The sequence below is a fragment of the Sphingomonas sp. SRI_018 genome, assembly GCF_057586275.1.
The window spans coordinates 265,447-287,574 of the sequence record NZ_JBYCZO010000003.1 but is presented as its reverse complement, the minus strand read 5'-3'; the positions used below and the strand labels follow the sequence as shown (position 1 = coordinate 287,574).

The following is a 22,128-nucleotide window of genomic DNA, read 5'->3' as shown; positions in this document are numbered from 1 at the left end:
TCTTTTTCGGTTCGGTCCCCCGCCCTCCCCCGGGGCGGCGAAGGTGCCTACTGCACCTTCGCCGCCTTCGCCCGATCCTTCGCGAACAGGTCGCCGAAATAATCCCCCTTGAACCACATCGGCGCCTGATCCGCGTCGGCCATCGCCATCGTGATCCGATAGTTGGCCTCGGCGAAGCGCGCCCCCGCGACCCAGTCGATCGGCTGCTTCATGTCGTCGCCCGGATGGTGGTAATTCCCCGACAGGAACTTGCCCCACTGCTCCTCGCCGCCATTGGCATAGCCGGTCGCCAGGAACACCGCGGGCACGCCCTGCTTCACGAACATATAATGGTCGGAGCGCACGAAGATGCTCTCGGCCGGCATCGGATCGGGCGAGAGCGCGACGCCCATCGGCTTCACCGCCTCGGCGACCAGCGGCCCCAGCGTCGAATGATCGGCGCCGAACGCGGTCACGTCGGTGAAGCGGTAGAGCAGCAGCGGCATGTCGAGGTCTACGTTGCCGACGATACGGTCGATCGGCACGCTCGGGTGGCGCGCGAAATAGTCGGCGCCGAGCAGCCCCTTCTCCTCGCCGGTCGAGGCGACGAAGATGATCGAGCGCCTGGGCTTGTCCGGCGCCTCAGCGATCGCCCGCGCCACCTCCAGCATCGTCGCGATGCCCGCGGCATTATCGAGCGCGCCGTTGTTGATCCGGTCCTTGTCGGGCGCGTCGCCGGGCTTGGCGGGAGTGATGCCGATATGGTCGAGATGCGCCGACAGCACGACATATTCGCCGGCGAGCTTGGGATCGGAGCCCGGCAGGATCGCCGCGACATTGGGGCTGGTCACGCGCTCGGCGGTGCTGGTCGCCTCGATCCGCGCGCTGGTCCTGAGCGCGAAGCCCTTGGGTCGCCCGCCCGCCTTGTCCGCCTCGTCGAGCACCGCCGCCAGCGTCCGCGGCGCGTCCGCGAACGCCGCCTCCGCCGCCGGGGTGTTGAGAGAGCCGCTCGCGCGGATGCCCGACGCCTCGACGAACGGCTCGCCTTCGGGCGAGACCCAGGTGAAGCGCGGCGCGTCACCGCGACGCTTGAGCTGCTCCCACGGCCGCGTCTTGGCGGATTCGCGGGTGGCGATCGTAATCACCCCGATCGCGCCATGCGCTTCGGCGGTCTGGCCCTTCGTCGAGCCGAGATGCGCGCCGACCTCGCTCGGCATCCCCTTGGGGAAGCCGGCGAGCACGACGACGATCTTCCCCTTGACGTCGAGACCCTTGTAGTCGTCGATCTTCAGCGTCGGATCGGTGATGCCGTAGCCGACGAACACCAGCGGCGCCGACACGTCGAGGCTGCGCTCGCGCACCGGCAGGCCGACCAGCACGTCGGTCCCCTGCGCCCAGCTCTGGGCGCCCTTGGGCCCGGTGACGGTGAGCCTGGCCGGCGTCGCGCCGGGCGAGGTCTTCTGGAAGGTGATGCGCTGATACCAGCTGCCGCTGTCGCCCGCGGGCTTGAGGCCGAGCGCGTCGAACTCGCTGGCGACATAGCGCGCTGCGATCTCATGCCCACGGCTGCCGGTGTCGCGGCCTTCGAGCAGGTCGTCGGCCAGGAATTCGACGTGCGCGCGCACGGCCTCCGGCGTGAAGACGGGGACGGCTGCATCCTGCGCGACCGCGACCGTTGCGGTGCAGGCGAGCAGGACGGCGACGAGACGTTTCATGAAATACCCCTCCGGTCGGTCAAGGGCGCACGGTGTAGCGCCCGCGCCGAGCCTGACAATGGCGCGGTCGGGAGAGCTGGCAGGAATGCTACGAACGACAGGGAACCGTCACGGATCGGCGAACCACTATCGCCGCACCGGAGACCGCTGCGGCGTCGATGCCGTGTCGTCGAGGATCGCACCGACCGGCGCGACCGGCTCGATCGCGCCGAGGCTGGCCGGGGCCGTGACGGATCGGATTGCCGGCGCGGCGATCGCGCCGGTCTCCACGGTGTCGCCGCAACGCCGCGCGTGGCATTCGGCGGCGGGCCGCGGGCAGGGTTGGGCAAAGCCCGCCCGGCATCTCGTCGGCGAGCCCGCGCTGTCTTTTGCTCGCGACATCGCTGAGGGCAGGGCCGGGCCGAGATTGCCCATCGCGTACGGCAGCACCACGGGCTCGACCGGACCGGGCGTCGCCGCCTTGCTGCCCTCCTGCATGCCCTGACGTGCCTCCTGCCCGGTGGCGACCGTCGCGGCGCGCATGTCGAGCAGCACCTGCAGCTGTCCGCGCCATTCGGCGCTGTTGAGCCCGGCGGCAGGAGCTTGTCCGGCGGCTGCAGGCGCGAGCAGGCTGATCAACCGGGTGATGGCGTCGGCACCGAGGAGCGGAACCGCCGGCCGCGTCTGCGGACCATTGCCGATGCCTGGCGCCGTTTGGCCGGCGGTCTGCGCGGCGAGGACGGTGGATGCGACTTCGACAAGCATGGTCCTGATCGCCACCGGATCGCCACTGCCGGCGGCGCGCGCCAGATCGGCGTGGAGCGTACGATCGGCCGGGTCGGGGCTTGTGCGCAGCGCCTCGATCGACCGGCTCGCGCCGACCGGTTCGGCGGACGCGTTGGGGGCGTCCCTGGCGGGCAGAGGCTCCGCCGCCTGCTCGGCGCGGCTGAGGCCGGCGCTGTCGACCGGGCGCAGCTGGGCCGAGACCTCCGCGCGAAGGTCGGCGGCGAAGGCCGGATCGTGCGTGGCCAGCTCGGCGAGCTGCCCGTTGATCGCGGCGGTGTCGGGGACGTTGTTCGGCGAGTGCCGCGCGATCAGCCCCTCGGCGAGCTGCGGGAGTGTCTTGCCCGCCAGCACATTGGCCGCGACGCCCGAGGCGCCTTTCATCGCGCCCTTCGAGATGCCCTCCAGCGCCTGCACCAGGCCCATCGCCGACTCCCTTGGTGGCCCGCACCACAGGATAGCGGATCGCGGGGAAGGGGAAAGCTCGCCGACGCGGCGAGTGCCTCAACGAATCGTCGATTGACAGGGTGCCGACTCGCCTGGTCGCCGTTAAGCTTGCGTGGCGCGGCCCGTGACATTCCCGCCATGCCCGATTGCGGTCGGCCCGCCGCTTGCGGTAGCCAAGCCCATCCGGCCGGTCCGGCCATCAAATGTCTTGCGGGGGAACTCGATGAAATTGTCCCATATGCTGAGCGGCGTCGCGCTGCTCGCGCTCTCGGCCCCGGCGATGGCGCAGGAGGCGAAGCCGGTGCCGGTCGCCGAGCTCGTGCGCGAGGTCAACATCCCCTACGAGCAGTTCACCCTTCCCAATGGCCTCCGCGTCATCGTCCATACCGACCGCAAGGCGCCGATCGTCGCGGTCAGCGTGTGGTACGACATCGGCTCCAAGAACGAGCCCAAGGGCAAGACCGGCTTCGCGCACCTGTTCGAGCATCTGATGTTCAACGGGTCGGAGAACTCGCCGGGCGACTTCTTCGTGCCGCTGCAGGAAGTGGGCGCGACCGACTTCAACGGCACCACCTGGTTCGACCGCACCAATTATTTCGAGACGGTGCCGACCCCGGCGCTCGACCGCGCGCTCTATCTCGAGAGCGACCGCATGGGTCACCTGCTGGGCGCCGTCACCCAGGACAAGCTCGATAACCAGCGCGGCGTCGTCCAGAACGAGAAGCGCCAGGGCGACAACGAGCCCTACGGCCTGGTCGAATATGCCCAGATCGAGGGGCTGCTGCCTCCCGACCATCCCTATGGCCACACCACGATCGGCTCGATGGCCGATCTCGACGCCGCCAGCCTCGCCGATGTGAAGAAGTGGTTCCGCGACCATTACGGCCCCAACAACGCGGTGCTGGTGCTCGCGGGCGACATCGACGCCGCCGCCGCCAGGCCGCTGGTGGCCAAATATTTCGGCGACATCCCCGCCGGCCCCAAGACGGCACCCGTCCCCACCACCATCCCGACGCTGCCCGGGCCCAAGGCGGTGACGATGAAGGACCGCGTCGCCAACGTCCGGCTCTACCGCTACTGGACGGTGCCGGGGCTCAACGACAAGGATTCGGTGCCGCTCAACGTGTTCGCCTCGGTGCTCGGCGGCCTCGCCAGCTCGCGGCTCGACAACACGCTGGTGCGCAAGGACCAGCTCGCCGTCTCCGCCTCCGCCAGCGTGCAGGATTTCGCGCAGCTCGGCTTCTTCGAGATCCAGGTCAATGTGAAGCCCGGCGTCGACCCGGCGCTGGTCAACAAGCGGCTCGACGAGATCTTCGCCGATCTCCTCAAGAACGGCCCCACCGCCGACGAGGTCCAGCGCGTCGCGATGCGCGAGGTCTCCAGCACGATCGAGGGGCTGGAGCAGGTCGGCGACTTCGGCGGCAAGGCGGTCGCGCTCGCCGAGGGGGCGCTCTATTCGAACGATCCCGGCTTCTACAAGAAGCAGCTCGCCGCCTATGCGTCGGCGACGCCGGAGAGCGTCAGGGCGGCGGCGCAGAAGTGGCTGAGCCGCCCGGTGTTCGCGCTCACCGTCGAGCCCGGCCCCCGCGCGGCCTATACCGAGGCGGCGGTTGCCGCCAAGCCTGCCGAGGCGGCACCGGAGGCGCCGGTCAAGGGCACTCGTGGCCCGCTCCCGGCGGTCGGCGAGATCAGCAACCTCGCCTTCCCCAAGGTCGAGCGCACCAAGCTCTCGAACGGCATCGAGCTCGTCTACGCCCAGCGTACCGCCGTGCCGATCACCCGCGCGGCGCTGAGCTTCGACGCCGGCATTGCCGCCGATGTGCCGGGCAAGCTCGGCACTCAGTCGCTGATGCTCGCGTCGCTGGAGGAAGGCGGCACGAAGAGCCTCGACCCGATCGCGCTCGCCGAGGCGCAGGAGCGGCTGGGCATGGAGATCACCTCCGCCAGCACGCCCGACCGCACGACCGTCGCGTTCGAGGCGCCGAGCGCCAACCTCAGCCCCGCGCTCGGCGTGCTGTCGGACGTGGTGCGCACGCCTGCCTTCGCCGCGCCGGAGGTGACGCGCGTCCGCAACCAGCTGCTCGCGCAGATCGCGGCCGAGCTCACCAATCCCAGCGGCCTCGCCTCGCGCACCTCGCCGCCGCTGCTCTACGGCACGGCGTCGCCCTATGCGAAGGCAGCCGCCGGCAGCGGCGATCCCAAGGCGGTGGCGACGCTCGCCCCGGCCGACCTCAGGGCGTTCCACGACGCGTGGCTCAGACCCGAGAAGCTCAAGGTCTTCATCGTCAGCGACCGCCCGCTCGCCGAGGTCAGGCAGGTGTTCGAGAGCCGCTTCGGCGACTGGCGCGGCACGGGTGCGCCGGGGACCAAGGACTTCGCCGCCGCCGCGCAGCAGTCCGCGCCCAAAGTCGTGCTGGTCGACCGCCCCGATTCGCCGCAGTCGATGATCGTCGCGGGCCAGCTCACCCGCCTCAAGGGCACCGACGAGCTGCTGCCCTACACCACCGCCAACGACGTGCTCAGCGGCAACTTCCTGTCGCGCGTCAACATGGACCTGCGCGAGACCAAGGGCTGGACCTACGGCAGCTACGGCACCTTCCGGCGGCTCGAGAATGCGGTGCCCTTCACCATCACCACGCCGGTCCAGGCCGATCGCACCGGCGATTCGATCAAGGCGATCCAGCTCGACGTGCGCGAGTTCCTGACCACCAAGGGCGTCACCCCCGAGGAGTTCGGCCGCACCATCGCCGGATTCGTCCGCGAGCTGTCGGGCAGCTTCGAGACGTCGAGCGCGGTGCTCTCGGCGATGCAGATGAACGACCTCGCCAAGCGCCCGGACGATTATTATTCGACCATCGCGCAAAAATATCGCGCGCTCACCGCACCCCAGCTTGACGCTGCGGCACGCGAGGCTTTGGACCCGAATCGCTGCGTCTGGGTGGTCGTCGGCGACGCCGCCAAGGTCCGCCCCCAGCTTGACTCGGTCGGATTGCCGGTTGAGGTGGTCCCGGCGCCGGGCGCCCAGCCCGCCGCCGCGGCAAGCAACTGAGCGAGAGAGGAGCAAGCGATATGGCCGGCATCGACGGCACCTGGGATACCGTCATCAAGTCGCCGATGGGCGACCAGAAGGCGACCGTGACCTTCCAGTCGAGCGGCGACGCGCTCACCGGCACCTTCTCGGGAGCGATGGGCTCGACCGAGGTCAAGAACGGCAAGGTCGACGGCGACAAGGCGAGCTGGGCGGTGGACATCACCGTGCCGATGCCGATGACGCTGACGATGGAAGCGACCGTCGACGGCGACGCCCTCAACGGCATGGTCACCGCGGGCGCCTTCGGCAGCTTCCCGATCACTGGTACGCGGGCGGGGTGAGTCCAAATTTCCCTCTCCCGTTGGGAGAGGGAGGGGCCCGCTCGACGTAGTCGAGTGGGAGGGTGAGGGTGCCCTCGCTGGCGGTGGCGGCCTCACCCTCCCGCCGCTTCGCGGCTCCTTCCCTCTCCCAATGGGAGAGGGACGGTAGAAGCTACCGCATCACCCGCGTCACATGCCCCATCTTGCGCCCCGGCCGCGCATCGCGCTTGCCGTAGAGGTGGAGATGGGCGTCGCCCTCGCCGAGAAGCTCGGCCCAGCGCTCGACGTCGTCGCCGATCAGGTTCTCCATCACCACGCCCCGTCCGGTCAGCCCGGTATCCCCGAGCGGCAGGCCGGCGATCGCGCGGATGTGGTTCTCGAACTGCGAGGTCACCGCGCCCTCGATCGTCCAATGCCCCGAATTGTGGACGCGCGGCGCCATCTCGTTGAACACCGGGCCGTCCGCGGTCGCGAAGAACTCCAACGTCAGCACCCCGACATGCTCCAGCGCCTCGGCCACCCGCCCGGCGAGCGCCGCCGCCTCGGTCCATTGCACCGCGATCTCCGCCGGCGCCGGCACGGTCGAGCGCGACAGGATCCCGTCCCGATGCTCGTTGAGCGGCGGCGGATAGCTGGCGATACTGCCATCGGCGCCGCGCGCCAGCAGGATCGAGAATTCATACGCGAAGGTGACGAACCCCTCCAGTACCGCCGGCGCGCCCGCGATCGCTTCCCAGGCGGTATCGGCATCGGCGGGAGAGGCGAGCCGCACCTGGCCCTTGCCGTCATAGCCGAGCGTCGCAGTCTTGAGGATCGCCGGACAGCCGATCGCCGCGATCGCCTCGTCCAGCCTCTCGCGGCTCTCGACCCGCCGCCACGGCGCCGCCCGGCCGCCGAGCGCCTCGACGAATTCCTTCTCCTCGGCGCGATGCTGCGCCACCGCCAGCGAGCGCGGCGAGGGATGCACCGGAACGAACGTCGCCAGCGCCTCGATCGGCCCCGCGGCGATATTCTCGAACTCGTAGGTGACGACGTCGACGCCCCGCGCGAACCGCGCCAGTTCGCCGGCGTCGTAATAGCCGCCGCGCGTGTAGCCGCCGCTGACGTCGTTCGCCGGCCCGGTCTCCGGAGCGTAGATATGGGTACGATAGCCGAGCTGCGCCGCCGCGACCGCCAGCATCCGGCCGAGCTGGCCGGACCCGAGGATGCCGATCGTCGATCCGGGGGGAAGCACTAGTCGGTCGGCTCCTCGGCGACGCCGCGCGTCTGCGCCTCGCGCCACGCGATCAGCCGCTTCGCCAGCGCGTCGTCGCCGGTGGCGAGGATCGCGGCGGCGAGCAGGCCCGCATTGGTCGCCCCCGCCTTGCCGATCGCCAGCGTCCCGACCGGCACGCCGCCCGGCATCTGCACGATCGACAACAGGCTATCGAGGCCCTTCAGCGCCTTGCTCTCCACTGGCACGCCCAGCACCGGCAGGTGCGTCATCGCCGCCGCCATGCCCGGCAGGTGCGCCGCCCCGCCCGCGCCCGCGACGATCACCTTGAGCCCGCGGTCCGCAGCGGACGTGGCATAGTCGTAGAGCCGCTGCGGCGTGCGGTGCGCGGACACGACCTTGGTCTCGTGCGCGATGCCGAGCTCGTCCAGCACGCTCGCGACATGCCGCATCGTCTCCCAATCGGACGACGACCCCATGATGATGCCGACCAGCGTCATGCCGAGCGGTTAGCGGGGCAGGGCGAGGAGGGCAACCGTCACGATGCCGCCGGGCAGAACCCATCGCTTCGGTATCCCAGCTTCATCACAAAAGCCTAATCCAGATTAGATGTGGCGAGCGGCATCCGTTCGTGATGAACTGACCGCATAGTATCAGAGCGTCGCACGATGGCTTCGAATTGTCCTGGGAGGGGCGGTCGGGATGAAGGTCGTTCTATTCTGCGGCGGATTTGGGATGCGCATGCGCGGCGCGTCCGGAAACTTGCCGAAACCTTTGGTATCCGTAGGCGGTATTTCCCTGTTGGATTCGATCATGCGCTATTACGCGCATTATGGACATACCGATTTCGTCCTGTGCCTGGGCTATGGTGCGGAGGCGATCACCGAACATTTCCGGCGCATGGGCGGGGAGTTCCTGCCCACCCTCTCGCCGGAGATGCAGGCGGTCCGCCTGCGCCAGGACGGCGGCACCTGGTGGAACGTCGCGCTCGTCGACACCGGCCTGCAGACCAGCATCGGCCAGCGCCTCCGGCTGGTCGAGCGCTATGTCGAGGGCGAGGAGCTGTTCCTGGCCAATTATGCCGACGGCGTCACCGACCTGCGCCTGCCGAAGGTGATCGCCGCCATGTCCGCGCGCCCGGCGATGGTGGCCGCGATGACCGCAGTCAGGCCGAGCCAGAGTTTCCACTACCTCCGCTACGGCCGTGACGGCGCGGTCTCCGCGATCGACGACTCGCCGACCGCGGACCTCAGGATCAACGGCGGCTTTTTCGTCTTCCGGCAAGCCATCTTCCGCTATCTCGAGGATGGCGAGGATCTGGTCGACGGGTCCTTTCCGCGCCTCGTCGACGAGGGGCGGCTGCTCGCCTACGCCCATGACGGCTTCTGGCGCGCGTGCGACACGCCCAAGGACCTGGAGGTGCTGGAGGCGGCGCATGCGGCAGGGAACGCGCAGTGGGAAGTGTGGCGCGATGCCCCGCTCGCGCCGGCGGCCCTGCTCCAGACCTCCTATCGATGATCCCGCTGACCCTGCCGAATGCGCGCACGGAGCCGCTGCGCGTCCTCTGCCTTGGCGCCCACGCCGACGACATCGAGATCGGGTGCGGCGGGCTGCTCCTCGACCTGCTCGCGTCGGTCGAGGCGGCGGTACATTGGGTCGTGTTCAGCGGCGACGACATCCGCGCCGACGAGGCGGAGCGGAGCGCGCAACGGTTCGCCGGCAACAAGGCCGCGCTGGAAGTGGAGGTCCACCATTTCCAGGACGGTCTCTTCCCCCACCAGCTCCCCGCGATCAAGGCGGTGTTCGAGGCGATCAAGCGGCGGTCGCGGCCCGACCTGATCCTCACCCATGTCGCCAATGATTCGCACCAGGATCACCGCGTGATCGCCGAGCTCAGCGCGAACACGTTCCGCGACCATCTGCTGCTCGGCTACGAAATCCCCAAGTACGACGGCGACCTTGGCCGGCCCAACCTCTACGCACACCTGTCCGCGGACGTCGCCCGGCGAAAGGCCGGCGCGATCTGCGAGGGTTTCCCCAGCCAGCGCCACCGTCAATGGTTCAGCCCCGACACCTTCCTCGCACTCGCGCGCCTGCGCGGCATCGAATGCAATGCGCCCGAAGGCTATGCCGAGGGCTTCTACGCGCCCAAGGCGGTGCTGGCGTTTTGAGTCCGCTTCGGGATCGTCCGCTCCGCTCGCAAGCCTGATCGCGTTGCGCAATGGGGCGGCCCCTTCCCCGCGCTTGGCTCCTTGCCCACGAAGTGCGGATCGGTTCCGAACGTGAGCGACAGCCGCCGTGCCAGCCGCATGAAGCTCCGGCCGCGTGCGGTCAGGCACAGCTTGCCGTGATCGACGACGACGTTGCCGGAGCGGCGCTGCTCCTCGATCCGGCGGTCGATCTGGGACATGGCTATGACATAGTCGTCGACGAATGCCGCCCTCAGGCCTCTGGCGTCGAGCGGGTGCTCGGTCTCGGCCGCTTCGATCCGGCTCAGCAGGAAGACGCTGATCGAGCGGTCGATGGTCACCGGCAGGATGATCAGGAACGCCATGTTGAAGCTCAACGATGTCGCCACCGCCGCGATGACGGTCACGGGGTCGGCGCCGCGGCGGCGCAACAGCAGGAGGAGCGCGATCGCCATGATCACGGCGTCGACCGCGCACATCAGCAGGCCGCGGTAGAACAGGATCGAGCCATCCCGCAGCAGCGGCGAGCGCATGAGGCCGATGTAGAGCAGGAACCCCGCCAGCGTGGTGGAGCCCATGATCGCGAAGGATGTCAGGAGGCGTTTCATGGACTGGGGCTCCCGATCTCGGCGATGCAGACCCGTGGGTCCCGGTAGGCGCATCGCGGCCCTGGCGGAGGGGCGCCGTTTTGTCGCCACACCGGATCCCGCGCCGAGAAGAGGATCGCATCGATGCCCTCGCGACGGGCGATCGCCGCGATCTCGCCCGGCGGTAGCGCGCGCTCGAAAATCGGGCGCAGGCGACTGATCCTGTCGATGACCTGCCGACGCGGCGCGCCGAACAGATTGGCCTCGCCGTCGGCGACGGCCGTGCCGTTGCGGCCATAGAGGCCGAAGTTGAACACCCGCCTGGTCGCGCCGGGATTCGCCTGCAGCACGGCATCCGCAGGGAGGTGCCGTTCGGCCCAGCGATAAGCCTGTCGTTCCGAATAATCGACCGCGGGCGCGGCGTTGATCTGCTCCCAGCTCGCTCGGAACTCAGGCGGGATGGATCTCAGGCCGAAAAGGTCCCACGCATTGGCGAGCACGCCAACCGCTATGAGCATTCGCAGCATCAACGGAACCACGGCGATCTCCGTCAGGATCGCGCCGGTCCAGATGATGGCGGGCAGCTGCGCGAACCAGATCGAGCGCCAGCCGAAATCATTGTTGATGATCGTTGAGCGCACAAAGCTGGCTTCGACCAGGCCGATCGCCGCCGAGATAAGGAGCAGGACCGCGAGCGGATTGTCGGGCGCCGGGCGGCGGATACGAGCGGCGAGGAAGGCGATCGCGCCATAGGCGAAGGCGCCGAACTCGATCATGTACCCGACCGGCAGCAGGAGGATCAGAATCAGCGCAGAGCCGAATCCCCCGCCCGCATCGATCCCGCCATAGGGCCGCAGATAAGGGGCAAGCGGAAAACCCTCCTGCGCGCGACCCGAGATGAGGTCGCCGATCTGGGGCGCGGCGACCAGGAGCGCGACCGTCACGGCAAGGGTAAAGGCGAGCAACGGCGCACGCCCCTTGCCGAGGAGCGCGAGCTGCCAGGCGGCCAGAATCGGAACGGCGGCGACGGCGATCCAGACCGACATGCCGAAACCGGAGGCGAAGGCGAGCCCCGCACCGGCGCCGAGCATCCCGAAACGAGCACCCTTCTCGACGCGGGCCCGCTCCAGCAGATCCGCGCCTATCCAGATAGCGAGGAGCGCGCTCAGATGGTGCGGCACCCACAGAACGGTCCCGAAGGCGAAGCTGACCGCCTCGCTCCACCAGTCGACCTGCGGATACCATAGGCCCGTCTGCATCGTGCGGAGCAGGGCGAAGGGAAGATCGGCGCCGCCGACGAAGCAGAGCGCCGTCATCACGATGAAAGCGCGTGCGCGCCGACCGGACGCGATCAGCCCGGCATCGACGGCGATGCGCCAAAGCGCCGCCGGGAGTGCTATCCCGGTCCAGAACGCCGATCCTGCAAAGGCCATGCGACTGTCGACGAGGCCGTGCCCCAGCCACCGCACCATCGCCGGCCCGAGATAGTAATAATAGTAATATCCAGCGGCCGCGGGCCGAGCGAAGAACGCGTCGCGCAGGGGGAGGCCGTGCTGCGCCAGCGATTCTATGACGGACGCGTGTTTGACCAAGTCGAGGACTATCAGGCTCTGGTTCAGGCGCCCGGCCCGGTCGACGTCGACGAAGGCGAAGGCGACCGCGAGCCACCACAATGGCAGCAGCGCGAACAGCGGATGAGGGCCGATCCGGCGGGACCGCAGAAGCGCGATGACGGCCCCAGCGCCGACGACCGCCAGGGCCAGGTGGATGATGCTCGTGACCGCGAGACCGACCAGCCGGATGCACAGCGCGTCGATCGCGGGCTGGACCGCCAGCGACAGCAGCAGCGCCCATCCGCATCGCGTCCAGCCGCGACCTGGATCCAATCCCAGCATCCGCTCGCAACCGACGACGAGCGCGAGACCGGGCAGCCAGGCGATGAACGGCATGAGCATCGTTGCGGCTGCCAGCCCGCTCAGGTCCTGGGCCAGCGCCGTCATCGGGGAATGACCGCGGACGTGCTTGTCGACGCACGCGATCCGCACCGAGCGGCAACCGGAAGTGCAATCATTGCGCGCCCATCCCCCTCCCTTCGCAATCGGCGGGATAGGAGAGGAAGGTTAACAACGCCTTTGCCACGCCGGCGCCTGTCGCCGGACCGCGGCTTCGCTCACTGCCGGTAGAGGGCGTCCAGCCGTGCCCCATAAACCTCGCGCAGCACGTGGCGACGGATCTTGAGACTCGGCGTCAGCTGCTCGTTTTCGATGGTGAACGGCTCGTCGGCCAGGATGAAGCGGCGGATGCGCTCGATCTGCGACAGGTCCTTGTTCACCCGCTCGACCGCATGGCCGATCGCTGCCTTGAAGTCGTGGTCGCCTCCCAGCCTGGCGAAGTCGCACGGCGTGCCGCTGTGCGCGCACCATTCCTGCGTCCATTCGGGATCGGGCACGATCACCGCCACCATGTACGGCTTGCGGTCGCCCGAGATCATCGCCTGCAGTATCTCGGGCTGCAGCGTCAGCATCCCCTCCACCTTCTGCGGCGCGACATTGTCGCCCTTGTCGTTGACGATGATGTCCTTCTTGCGGTCGGTGATCTTGATGCGACCCTTCTCGTCGATCAGGCCGATGTCGCCGGTGTGGAGCCAGCCGTCCTTCAGCACGCGCTCGGTCTCGGCCTCGTTGCGCCAATAGCCCTTCATCACCAGCTCGCCCTTGACCAGGATCTCGCCGTCCTCGGCGATCCGGACCTCGGTGTTCTTGAGCGGCGGGCCGACCGTGTCGTGCTTGAGGCCGACGCTCGGACGGTTGCACGAGATCACCGGCGCCGCCTCGGTCTGGCCATAGCCCTGGAGGAAGGTGAGGCCGATCGATTCGAAGAACTGGCCGACCTCTGGATTGAGCGGCGCGCCGCCCGAGACCATCGCCTTGATCCGCCCGCCGAAGCGCTTGCCGATCTTGGGCTTGAACAGCGCGTTGACCAGCAGGTTGGCCGGCTGGTCGGCGATGCCGATGCGCCCGCCCGCCGCCTTCTTGCCGCCGAGCCGCACCGCCTGGTCGAGCAGGAAGGTGGAGATGCGGCCCTGCTTCTCGATCGCCTTGGTGATGCGGGTGCGCAGCACCTCGAACAGGCGCGGCACGACGACCATGATCGTCGGCCGCGTCTCCTCGATGTTGGAGGCGAGCTTGTCGAGCCCCTCGGCATAATAGATCTGCGCCCCGAGCCCGATCGGGAAATGCTGCCCGCCGGTATGCTCATAGGCGTGGGAGAGCGGGAGGAAGGACAGGAATATCTCGTCGTCGTCCCAGCCGAAATCCTCGGAGATGACCGCGGAGGCGCCCTCGACATTGTGCAGGATCGCGCCGTGGTGCTGCATCACCCCGCGCGGGGCGCCGCCGGTGCCGCTGGTGTAGATGATGCAGGCGAGGTCGCCGCGCTCGGCGGTGGCGCTCGCGGCGACCGCCTCGACGTCGCCGGGATGGGCGGCGATCAGCGCCCGCCAGTCGTGATAGTCGACCTGTCCCGTCTGGCCGGGCCGCATCTCGTCGATCCCGATCACCACCCGCGCCGAGGAGCGCAGCACCGCGGGCATCAGCACGCGCGCGAGCTTGGACGTCGACACGATCACCGCGCAGGCGCCCGAGTTCTCCAGGATGTGCGCATGGTCGCGCTCGGTGTTGGTGGTGTAGGTGGGGACGGTCACGCATCCCGCGGCCATGATCGCGAGGTCGCTGATGCACCATTCCGGCCGGTTCTCGCTGACCAGCATCACCCGCTCGCCGGGCCTCAGCCCGATCGCCTTCAGCGCGGTGGCGAGGCTCGCCACCTGTCGCGCCGCCTCCGCCCAGCTTGTCGGCACCCATTGACCGCCCTGCTTGGCCCACAGGAACGGTGCCTCGCCCTTCTCCCGCGCACGGGTGAAGAACATGGTGACGAGGTTGGGGAAATGTTCGAGCGTCCGTGTCATTCAGCCTCTCTCCCCCATTTTTTCAGGCCTTACTCGCTCAACGCCACTCCCACGCTGCGCGGATCGGCGGCGCCGACCCAGCCGTTCGCGGTCTTCTCGGCGGCATTGGCCTTGAGGCCGAGCTTGCCGATCGTGACGGTATGGCCGAGCCGCTCCAATGCCGGCTTCAACGCTTCGCGGCTGGTGCCCTGTTCCAGGATCAGCCCGGCGTCGTTGAAATAGATGAGGCCCTCGCCGATCGCATCGCGCGCGCTCTCGCCCCAGTCGAGGTGGGCGATCAGCGCCTTGGCGACCTGCATGATGATCGTCTTGCCGCCGGCCGCGCCGACGGTGAAGATCGGCTTGCCCGACGCGTCGTAGACGATCGTCGGCGCCATTGACGACAGCGGCCGCTTGCCGCCCTCGACCCGGTTGGCGACCGGCGCGCCGTCCTTCTCGGGTGCGGCGGTGAAGTCGGTGAGCTCGTTGTTGAGGACGTAGCCGCCCGCGACCAGCTGGCTGCCGAACGGCCCCTCGACGGTCGAGGTCATCGTCACCACGTCGCCGTTCCTGTCGACCGCGATGAAGTGGGTGGTGCCCGGCACCTCCTTCTGCACCGCGGCGGTGCGCGGCTCGGCGCCCGGCGGGGTTCCTGCCTCATAGGTGCCGAGGCTCTTCGTCTCGGAGATCAGCCGCGAGCGCGCGGCGATGTAGCCCTTGTCGAGCAGCCCGGCGACCGGCACCTTCACGAAGTCGGGATCGCCGAGATACTTCTCCCGATCGGCATAGGCGAGCTGCATCGCCTCGGCGATCAGGTGCCAGGCGACCGGCGAATCCTTGCCCAGCGCCTTCATGTCGAAGCGCTCGACCATTCCCAGGATCTGGAACACGGTGGTCGCGCCCGAGGAGGGCGGGCCCATGCCGCACAGCTTGTACTGGCGATAGGTGGTGCACACCGCCGGCTGTTCCTTGGCCTGATAGGCGGCGAGGTCGGCGAGCGTCATGTCGCTCGGCGCGACCTTGGACCCGGTGACGGTGTCGACCAGCAGCTTGGCGTTGGCGCCCGAATAGAAGGCGTCGGGACCCTCGTCGGCGATCTTGCGCAGCGTCGCGGCGAGCGCGGGGTTGCGGACCGTCATCCCCTCGGTCAGCGGCTTGCCGCCCGGCGCATAGAGCGCCGCGACAGCGGGGAAATTGTCGGACGTCGGCACGATCCGCGCCGAATCGTCGCCTGCGACCGGCTGCGCGTCCGGTGCGGCGGGCGTCGAAGCGCCCTTCTTCCGTCCGAACCACAAGGGCGACAGGTTTGCCGACGAGTTCGCGAGCGGCCGCGTCACCTGATAGCCCTGCTCGGCGAGGCGGATCGCCGGCTGGAACAGCGCCTTCCACGGCAGCTTGCCCCATTTCCGGTGCGCCATCGCCGCTAGCCGGACGTTGCCCGGCACGCCCACCGACTTGCCGCCGGGGAACAGCTCGACGAACGGCCTGGGCTTGCCGTCGGGACCGAGGAAGCGATCGGTCGTCGCGGCGGCCGGCGCCTTCTCGCGCCCGTTGATCGTGTCGGTCACGCCAGACTTGGCGTCGTAGTGCATCAGGAAGCCGCCGCCGCCGATGCCGGACGACTGCGGCTCGACCACGGTCAGCGCCAGCATCATCGCCATCGCCGCATCGGTGGCGCTGCCGCCCTGCCGCAGGATCTCGCGCCCCGCCTCGCTCGCGCGCGGATCGGCGGAGGTGACGACGCCCTGTGCGAAGGCGGTGTGCGGGACGAGCAGGGCGACGAACGCGACGAGCAGCTTCTTCATGGGGCCGGACCCTAGTCCCGGGTGCCGCCGCGTCAACCGGCGCCCTTACTGTCCCTCTCCCAATGGGAGAGGGAAGGAGCGCCGAAGGCGCGGGAGGGTGAGGGTGACTGCGGCCAGCGTGGTCACCCTCACCCTCCCACCCAGCTACGCCGGGCGGGCCCCTCCCTCTCCCAACGGGAGAGGGGATTCGCTCGCAACCGCATCGGCGACATTCGCGAACCCGTCGCGCTCCAGCAGCTTCGCCAGCCCCTTCGCGATCCGCCGCGCCAGCCCCGGCCCTTCGTAGACCAGCGCCGTATAGAGCTGCACCAGGCTCGCCCCGGCGCGGATGCGGGCATAGGCCTCTTCCGCGCTGTCGATCCCGCCGACCGACACCAGGGTCAGCTCGCCCCCGGTCGCCGCCCGGAAGTCCGCCAGCCGCTGCCGCGCCAGCGCCTTGAGCGGCGCACCCGACAGTCCGCCTGCCTCCCCCGCGTGCTTCGATCGGAGCGACGGCCGCGACACGGTGGTGTTGGACACGATCAGCGCATCGATCCGATGCTCGACCGCCGCCCGCGCGATGCCGTCGATGTCGGCCGGCTCCAGGTCCGGCGCCACCTTGAGGAACAGCGGCGTGAGGCCGCGCGCCTCGTCCGCCGCGGCCAACAGCTCGGCCAGCGCCGTGCCGCGCTGCAGGTCGCGCAGCCCCGGCGTATTGGGCGAGCTCACGTTGATCGTGACATAGTCCGCCACCTTCGCCGCCATGCTGACGCCGGTCGCATAGTCGGCGATCCGGTCCGCCGCGTCCTTGTTCGCGCCGACGTTGACCCCCAGCACTCCCGGCCGCTTCGCATCGGCGATCCGCGGCAGCGCCGCCTCGATCCCGCCGTTGTTGAAGCCCATGCGGTTGATCACCGCCCGGTCCTCGGTCAACCGGAACAGCCGTGGCCGCGGATTGCCCGGCTGCGGCCTGGGCGTCAGCGTCCCCACCTCGACGCTGCCGAAGCCCATCCCGAAGAAGCCGGCGATCGCCTCCCCATCCTTGTCGACGCCCGCGGCGAGCCCGACCGGATTGGGAAACACCAGCCCCGCCACCTTGGTCTCGAGCCGCCGGTCGCGCTCGACGCCTCTCAACGGCAGCGGCGCCGCCAGCGCCCGGATGGTGAGCCGATGCGCCCGCTCGGCCTCGAGCGCGAAGAGGAAGGGGTGGTAAAGAGCCATGCGCGGCCCCATAGCGGCATTCACCCGCGCGCCCAAAATCCTTGCCCGCGGCGGTTGACTCAGGACGCCCACGCGCCCATCTGCCCAATCGGAACGAATCATTCCGATTTGAGAATCGCTCGCAAATGCGCCTGACTGCCCAAGCCGATTATGCCGTGGTGGTGATGTCCGCCGCCGCGCGCCATTGCGGGCTGAGCGGCCGGCTCAACGCGACCCTGCTCGCCGACGCGACCGGCCTGCCGCTGCCCACGGTGCAGAAGCTGGTGAGCCGCCTCTCAGCCGCCGGCCTCATCGAATCGGCGCGCGGCACCGGCGGCGGCTTCCGCCTCGCCCGCCCGCCTGCGACGATCAGCCTCGCCGACATCATCGAGGCGATCGAGGGACCCATCGCCATGACGGCCTGCGTCGAGAACGGCCGTCACGACTGCTGCATCGAGGAGAATTGCCGCGTGAAGCCCCATTGGAACGCCGTCAACGGCGCGGTGAAGGGCGCGCTCGCCGGCGTCACGCTCGCCAGCCTGACCGGGGAGGCACGCTGATGGCCACGAAGAACGCCGAGGCGCTCGCCGCTGCCAACAAGAAGTACGAATGGGGCTTCGCCTCCGACGTCGAGCAGGAATTCGCGCCCAAGGGCCTCAGCGAGGACACGATCCGCTACATCTCCGCCAAGAAGCGCGAGCCCGAGTGGATGCTCGACTGGCGGCTGAAGGCGTTCCGGACCTGGCAGACGATGACCTTGCCGGAATGGGCGAAGCTCGCGATCCCGCCGATCGACTATCAGGACGCCTATTACTACGCCGAGCCCAAGGCCAAGGCGACGATCGCCAGCCTGGACGAGCTCGACCCCGAGATCCGCCGCACCTATGAGAAGCTCGGCATCCCGATCGAGGAGCAGAAGGTCCTCGCCGGCGTCGAGGGCGCGCGCAAGGTCGCGGTCGACGCGGTGTTCGACAGCGTCTCGGTCGCCACCACCTTCCGCGAGGAGCTGAAGGCGGCCGGCGTCATCTTCCTGTCGATCAGCGAGGCGATCCGCGAATACCCCGACCTCGTCCGCAAGTACCTTGGCAAGGTCGTGCCGGTCCGTGACAATTTCTACTCGGCGCTCAACAGCGCGGTCTTCTCCGACGGCACCTTCGTCTATGTGCCGGAGGGCGTGCGCTGCCCGATGGAGCTGTCGACCTATTTCCGCATCAACGCCGAGAACACCGGCCAGTTCGAGCGCACGCTGATCGTCGCCGACAAGGGCAGCTACGTCAGCTACCTCGAGGGCTGCACCGCCCCGATGCGCGACGAGAACCAGCTCCACGCCGCCGTGGTCGAGCTCTACGCCCACGACGACGCCGAGATCAAATACAGCACCGTCCAGAACTGGTACCCCGGCGACGAGCACGGGAAGGGCGGCATCTACAATTTCGTCACCAAGCGCGCCCTGTGCGCGGGGACGAACTCCAAGGTGTCGTGGACCCAGGTCGAGACCGGCTCCGCGATCACCTGGAAATATCCGAGCTGCATCCTCCAGGGCGACGGCTCGGTCGGCGAGTTCTACTCGGTCGCGGTCACCAACAACCATCAGCAGGCCGACACGGGCACCAAGATGCTGCACATCGGCAAGAACACCCGCTCGACGATCGTGTCGAAGGGCATCTCGGCCGGCAAGTCCAACAACACCTACCGCGGCAAGGTGCTGGTCAACGCGCTGGCGGAGAATGTCCGCAACTTCACCCAGTGCGACAGCCTGTTGCTCGGCGACCAGTGCGGCGCCCACACGGTGCCGTACATCGAGGTCAAGAACCCGAGCGCCCAGATCGAGCACGAGGCGACAACCTCGAAGATCAGCGAGGACCAGCTGTTCTACGCCATGCAGCGCGGGCTCGACCAGGAGGCGGCGGTGGCGCTGATCGTCAACGGCTTCGCCCGCGAGGTGCTGCAGCAGCTGCCGATGGAGTTCGCGGTCGAGGCGCAGAAGCTGCTCGGCATCTCGCTGGAGGGCTCGGTCGGATGAGCGGCGTCACGGTGCGTCCGGTCACCTCGGCGGATGCCGCCGAGCTGGCCGAGCTGCTCAACGCGATCATCGCGCGCGGCGGCACCACCGCGCTCGAGACGCCGTTCACGCCGGAGCGGCTCGACGCCGCCTATCTCACCGGTCCCGACGTGCTGTGCTGCCACGTCGCGGTCGGGCCGGACGGGCGGCTCGAAGGCTTCCAGACGCTGATCCGCGAGCACGACATCCCGGCCGACTGGGGCGACATCGGCACCTTCACCCGCGTCGACGGCATCCAGAAGGGCGTCGGCACCGCCCTGTTCGCCGCGACCCGTGCCAAGGCGCGCGCGATCGGCCTCAAGGGCATCAACGCCACCATCCGCGCCGACAACACCGGCGGCCTCGCCTTCTACGCGAAGATGGGCCTGGAGGATTACGCCGTCGATCGCGCGAGGCCGCTCAAGGACGGCACCCTGGTCGACCGCATCCGCAAGCGCTACCTGCTCGATGGAGAAGGGAAGGGGCTCACGGAAGGACGCGCCGGATGATGTTCATCCCCGCGCTCCTCCTCCAGGCGGCCGCTCCGCCGCAAACCGCGCCGGATGCGGACATCACCGTCATCGGCAACAAGCTGCGCAAGCTCCAGCTCGGCCTGGCGATGGACGACGGTAAGCTGACGGGCTGCACCGTCAAGGTCTCGAGCGGCGACCGCTTCATCGACGACGTCGCCTGTACGTCGGCCCGGACCTGCGTCGGCAGCGGCGTCGTGGAGAGTTCGCAGCTGCTCGGCTGCATCAACCAGCGGATCGTGATCGCCGTCGCGCAGCAGCGCGCCAAGGACAGAGAAGGCTAACAGTGCTCAGTATCGAAAACCTCCACGCCGAAGTCGACGGCAAGGAAATCCTCAAGGGCCTCTCGCTCACCGTGAACGCGGGCGAGGTCCATGCGATCATGGGGCCCAACGGCGCCGGCAAGTCGACGCTCGGCTACGTCCTCGGCGGCCGCCCGGGCTATGAGGTGACCGCCGGCTCGGTCACCTTCGACGGCCAGGACCTGCTGGAGATGGAGCCGCACGAGCGCGCCGCCGCCGGCCTGTTCCTCGGCTTCCAGTATCCGGTCGAGATCCCCGGCGTCTCCAACGTCCAGTTCCTGCGCGAGGCGCTCAACGCCCAGCGCCGCGCCCGCGACGAGAAGCCGCTCTCGGGCGGCGAGTTCCTGAAGCTCGCCCGCGCTGAGGCCGATGCGCTGAGCCTCGACCCGGAGATGCTGAAGCGCCCGGTCAACGTCGGCTTCTCGGGCGGCGAGAAGAAGCGCAACGAGATGGTGCAGATGGGGATCATCGATCCCCGTTTCGCGATCCTCGACGAGACCGACAGCGGCCTCGACATCGACGCGCTGCGCATCGTCGCCGACGGCATCAACCGCATCATGCGCGGGCCGGACAAGGCGGTGCTGCTCATCACCCATTACCAGCGCCTGCTCGAATATGTGGAGCCCGACGCGGTCCACGTCCTCGCCGATGGCCGCATCGTCCGCTCGGGCGGGCCCGAACTCGCCCGCGAGCTCGAGGCGCACGGCTATGGAGCTGTGGAGGCATGATCACGCGAAGGCGCGAAGGCGCGGAGAAGGAAAGGAATTTTGTTCACGCAGAGGCGCAGAGAGCGCAGAGGCGCTTCGTCTGCTGCACGCGTCTCGCGTCAGTGAGACTTTCCACTCTTCGGCGAGCGCCAAATTCGAAGGCCGCTGGCGCGGCGGAGGGTGCGGCAGGCGGCGTATCTCTGCGTCCTCTGCGCCTCTGCGTGAACAAAATCTTCGTGCCTTCGCGCCTTCGCGTGAACGATATTGTCTCGGAGGCGCTCGCATGACCGCCGTCCTCGATCTTCCCTCGACTCGCCAGGAGGATTGGCGTTGGTCCGATCCGCAGGCGATCGCCGCCGCGGCCACTTTGCCGCACGGCACCACGGTGGTCCCGCCGTTCCTCGACCTCGACGGCCCGCGCCTCGTCTTCATCGACGGCGTGCTCGACCGCACCCGCAGCGCTCCCGGCCCGGTGGCGATCGAGCCGCTGGAGTCCGCGACCGAGCATCCCCTCGGCAGCCGCGCCGCCGGCACCGGCTGGTCGCTGGCGCTCGGCCCCGAGCACGCGGTGACCAACCTCCAGATCGTCCACGTCGCGACCGGCGGCGACAATCATCTCCCTGCGCGCATCGTGCTCGCCGAGGATGCGGTCGCCTCGATCGTCGAGACCTATGTCGGCGCCGGCTGGTCGAACCGCCTGACGCAGGTCGAGCTCGCCCGCTCGGCCCGCCTCCAGCGCTCGATCCGCCTGCTCCAGGACGACGGCTTCGTCTCGCTCCGCGACGAGGCGGAGATCGGCCAGGGCGCGAGCTACGTCACGGTGGTCCTCGGCGCCGGTGGGATGGGCAGCCGCCTCGATGCCGCGCTGACGCTGGCGGGGGAGGGCGCCTATGCCGAGATGGGCGGTGCGCTGCTCACCCGCGGCAGGCAGCATCAGGAATGCGCGGTCGTCGTCCGCCACGCCGCGCCCGACGGTGTCAGCCGTCAGTTGTGGCGCGCGGTCGCCGCCGATCGGAGCCAGGCGAGCCTCGCCGCCCGCGTCGAGGTCGCCCGCCACGCCCAGAAGACCGACGGCGAGCAGTCGCTACGCGGCCTGCTGCTCCAGCGCTCGGCGGCGGTGAACCTCAAGCCCGAGCTGGAGATCTTCGCCGACGACGTGAAATGCGCCCATGGCGCCACCGTCGGCGAGCTCGATGCCCGCGCCCTCTTCTACCTCGAAAGCCGCGGCATCGATCCGGCCCGCGCCAAGGCGCTGCTCACCCGCGCCTTCGTGGCGGATTCGCTGGATCGCATCGGCGACGAGGCGGTGCGCGCGGCCTTCGCCGCCGATGCCGATGCCTGGCTGGAGGCGACGCTGTGACCGGGCATCTTCCGA

The 22,128-nt window shown here is 69.0% G+C and carries 19 protein-coding genes; 10 read left to right on the top strand and 9 right to left on the bottom strand.

Going from position 1 to position 22,128, the window contains the following annotated elements; genetic code table 11:
• Nucleotides 1–47: 47 nt before the first annotated feature.
• A complete protein-coding gene (locus AC2YHA_RS16800) occupies nucleotides 48–1,694 on the bottom strand; it encodes a M28 family metallopeptidase (RefSeq protein ID WP_487402529.1) in 1,647 nt (548 codons plus the stop codon).
• 126 nt (nucleotides 1,695–1,820) lie between these two features.
• Nucleotides 1,821–2,882: a hypothetical protein gene (locus AC2YHA_RS16795; RefSeq protein WP_487402528.1), complete on the bottom strand. Its 1,062-nt coding sequence runs from the start codon at nucleotides 2,880–2,882 to the stop codon at nucleotides 1,821–1,823.
• A 244-nt stretch (nucleotides 2,883–3,126) separates the two neighbouring features.
• On the opposite strand from AC2YHA_RS16795, the gene AC2YHA_RS16790 reads away from it, so the two are divergent.
• Nucleotides 3,127–5,952 carry a M16 family metallopeptidase gene (locus AC2YHA_RS16790; protein WP_487402527.1) on the top strand — a complete coding sequence of 942 codons (2,826 nt, stop codon included), beginning with the start codon at nucleotides 3,127–3,129 and terminating at the stop codon, nucleotides 5,950–5,952.
• Between the two features lie 20 nt (nucleotides 5,953–5,972).
• Nucleotides 5,973–6,275 carry a hypothetical protein gene (locus tag AC2YHA_RS16785; protein ID WP_436812959.1) on the top strand — a complete coding sequence of 101 codons (303 nt, stop codon included), beginning with the start codon at nucleotides 5,973–5,975 and terminating at the stop codon, nucleotides 6,273–6,275.
• Nucleotides 6,276–6,426: 151 nt separating this feature from the next.
• On the opposite strand, the gene AC2YHA_RS16780 is transcribed toward AC2YHA_RS16785, so the two are convergent.
• Together AC2YHA_RS16780 and purE are read right to left on the bottom strand one after the other, a co-directional pair.
• Complete coding sequence (locus tag AC2YHA_RS16780) at nucleotides 6,427–7,434, bottom strand: 5-(carboxyamino)imidazole ribonucleotide synthase (RefSeq protein WP_487402538.1); 1,008 nt, start codon at nucleotides 7,432–7,434, stop codon at nucleotides 6,427–6,429.
• 53 nt (nucleotides 7,435–7,487) lie between these two features.
• Nucleotides 7,488–7,967, bottom strand: coding sequence for a 5-(carboxyamino)imidazole ribonucleotide mutase (purE, locus tag AC2YHA_RS16775; protein WP_487402526.1), 480 nt, complete (start codon nucleotides 7,965–7,967; stop codon nucleotides 7,488–7,490).
• A 202-nt stretch (nucleotides 7,968–8,169) separates the two neighbouring features.
• Between purE and AC2YHA_RS16770 the strand changes: the two genes are divergently transcribed.
• The gene (locus tag AC2YHA_RS16770; protein ID WP_487402525.1) at nucleotides 8,170–8,985 is read left to right on the top strand and encodes a sugar phosphate nucleotidyltransferase; all 816 of its coding nucleotides are present in this window, start codon (nucleotides 8,170–8,172) and stop codon (nucleotides 8,983–8,985) included.
• A complete protein-coding gene (locus tag AC2YHA_RS16765; RefSeq protein WP_487402524.1) occupies nucleotides 8,982–9,638 on the top strand; it encodes a PIG-L deacetylase family protein in 657 nt (218 codons plus the stop codon). The genes AC2YHA_RS16770 and AC2YHA_RS16765 overlap by 4 nt, the downstream gene beginning before the upstream one ends.
• Here AC2YHA_RS16765 and AC2YHA_RS16760 read toward each other — a convergent pair.
• The 5 genes from AC2YHA_RS16760 to AC2YHA_RS16740 all read right to left on the bottom strand — a co-directional run bounded on the left by AC2YHA_RS16760 (nucleotide 9,608) and on the right by AC2YHA_RS16740 (nucleotide 17,194).
• A complete protein-coding gene (locus tag AC2YHA_RS16760) occupies nucleotides 9,608–10,264 on the bottom strand; it encodes a hypothetical protein (protein ID WP_487402523.1) in 657 nt (218 codons plus the stop codon). The genes AC2YHA_RS16765 and AC2YHA_RS16760 overlap by 31 nt on opposite strands.
• Nucleotides 10,261–12,243: a hypothetical protein gene (locus tag AC2YHA_RS16755; protein ID WP_487402522.1), complete on the bottom strand. Its 1,983-nt coding sequence runs from the start codon at nucleotides 12,241–12,243 to the stop codon at nucleotides 10,261–10,263. Before AC2YHA_RS16755 ends, AC2YHA_RS16760 begins: the two co-directional genes overlap by 4 nt.
• 170 nt (nucleotides 12,244–12,413) lie before the next feature.
• Nucleotides 12,414–14,210 (bottom strand): AMP-dependent synthetase/ligase, encoded by a 1,797-nt coding sequence (locus AC2YHA_RS16750; protein ID WP_487402521.1) that lies wholly within the window; start codon nucleotides 14,208–14,210, stop codon nucleotides 12,414–12,416.
• Nucleotides 14,211–14,239: 29 nt separating this feature from the next.
• Nucleotides 14,240–15,994: a gamma-glutamyltransferase family protein gene (locus AC2YHA_RS16745; protein WP_487402520.1), complete on the bottom strand. Its 1,755-nt coding sequence runs from the start codon at nucleotides 15,992–15,994 to the stop codon at nucleotides 14,240–14,242.
• Nucleotides 15,995–16,138: 144 nt separating this feature from the next.
• Entirely contained in the window at nucleotides 16,139–17,194 is a 1,056-nt protein-coding gene (locus tag AC2YHA_RS16740) for a quinone-dependent dihydroorotate dehydrogenase (RefSeq protein ID WP_487402519.1), read from the bottom strand.
• Between the two features lie 125 nt (nucleotides 17,195–17,319).
• On the opposite strand from AC2YHA_RS16740, the gene AC2YHA_RS16735 reads away from it, so the two are divergent.
• The 6 genes from AC2YHA_RS16735 (at nucleotide 17,320) to AC2YHA_RS16710 (ending at nucleotide 22,113) form a co-directional block, all read left to right on the top strand.
• Nucleotides 17,320–17,733, top strand: a complete 414-nt coding sequence (locus AC2YHA_RS16735) for an SUF system Fe-S cluster assembly regulator (RefSeq protein ID WP_487402518.1) — start codon at nucleotides 17,320–17,322, stop codon at nucleotides 17,731–17,733.
• Nucleotides 17,733–19,196 (top strand): Fe-S cluster assembly protein SufB, encoded by a 1,464-nt coding sequence (sufB, locus tag AC2YHA_RS16730; protein ID WP_487402517.1) that lies wholly within the window; start codon nucleotides 17,733–17,735, stop codon nucleotides 19,194–19,196. Before AC2YHA_RS16735 ends, sufB begins: the two co-directional genes overlap by 1 nt.
• On the top strand, nucleotides 19,193–19,723 hold the full coding sequence (locus tag AC2YHA_RS16725) for an N-acetyltransferase family protein (protein WP_487402516.1): 531 nt from the start codon (nucleotides 19,193–19,195) through the stop codon (nucleotides 19,721–19,723). The genes sufB and AC2YHA_RS16725 overlap by 4 nt, the downstream gene beginning before the upstream one ends.
• A complete protein-coding gene (locus tag AC2YHA_RS16720; RefSeq protein WP_487402515.1) occupies nucleotides 19,720–20,028 on the top strand; it encodes a hypothetical protein in 309 nt (102 codons plus the stop codon). Before AC2YHA_RS16725 ends, AC2YHA_RS16720 begins: the two co-directional genes overlap by 4 nt.
• 2 nt (nucleotides 20,029–20,030) lie before the next feature.
• Nucleotides 20,031–20,774 carry a Fe-S cluster assembly ATPase SufC gene (gene sufC / locus AC2YHA_RS16715; protein ID WP_487402514.1) on the top strand — a complete coding sequence of 248 codons (744 nt, stop codon included), beginning with the start codon at nucleotides 20,031–20,033 and terminating at the stop codon, nucleotides 20,772–20,774.
• 262 nt (nucleotides 20,775–21,036) lie between these two features.
• Nucleotides 21,037–22,113, top strand: coding sequence for a SufB/SufD family protein (locus tag AC2YHA_RS16710; RefSeq protein WP_487402513.1), 1,077 nt, complete (start codon nucleotides 21,037–21,039; stop codon nucleotides 22,111–22,113).
• Nucleotides 22,114–22,128: the final 15 nt, after the last annotated feature.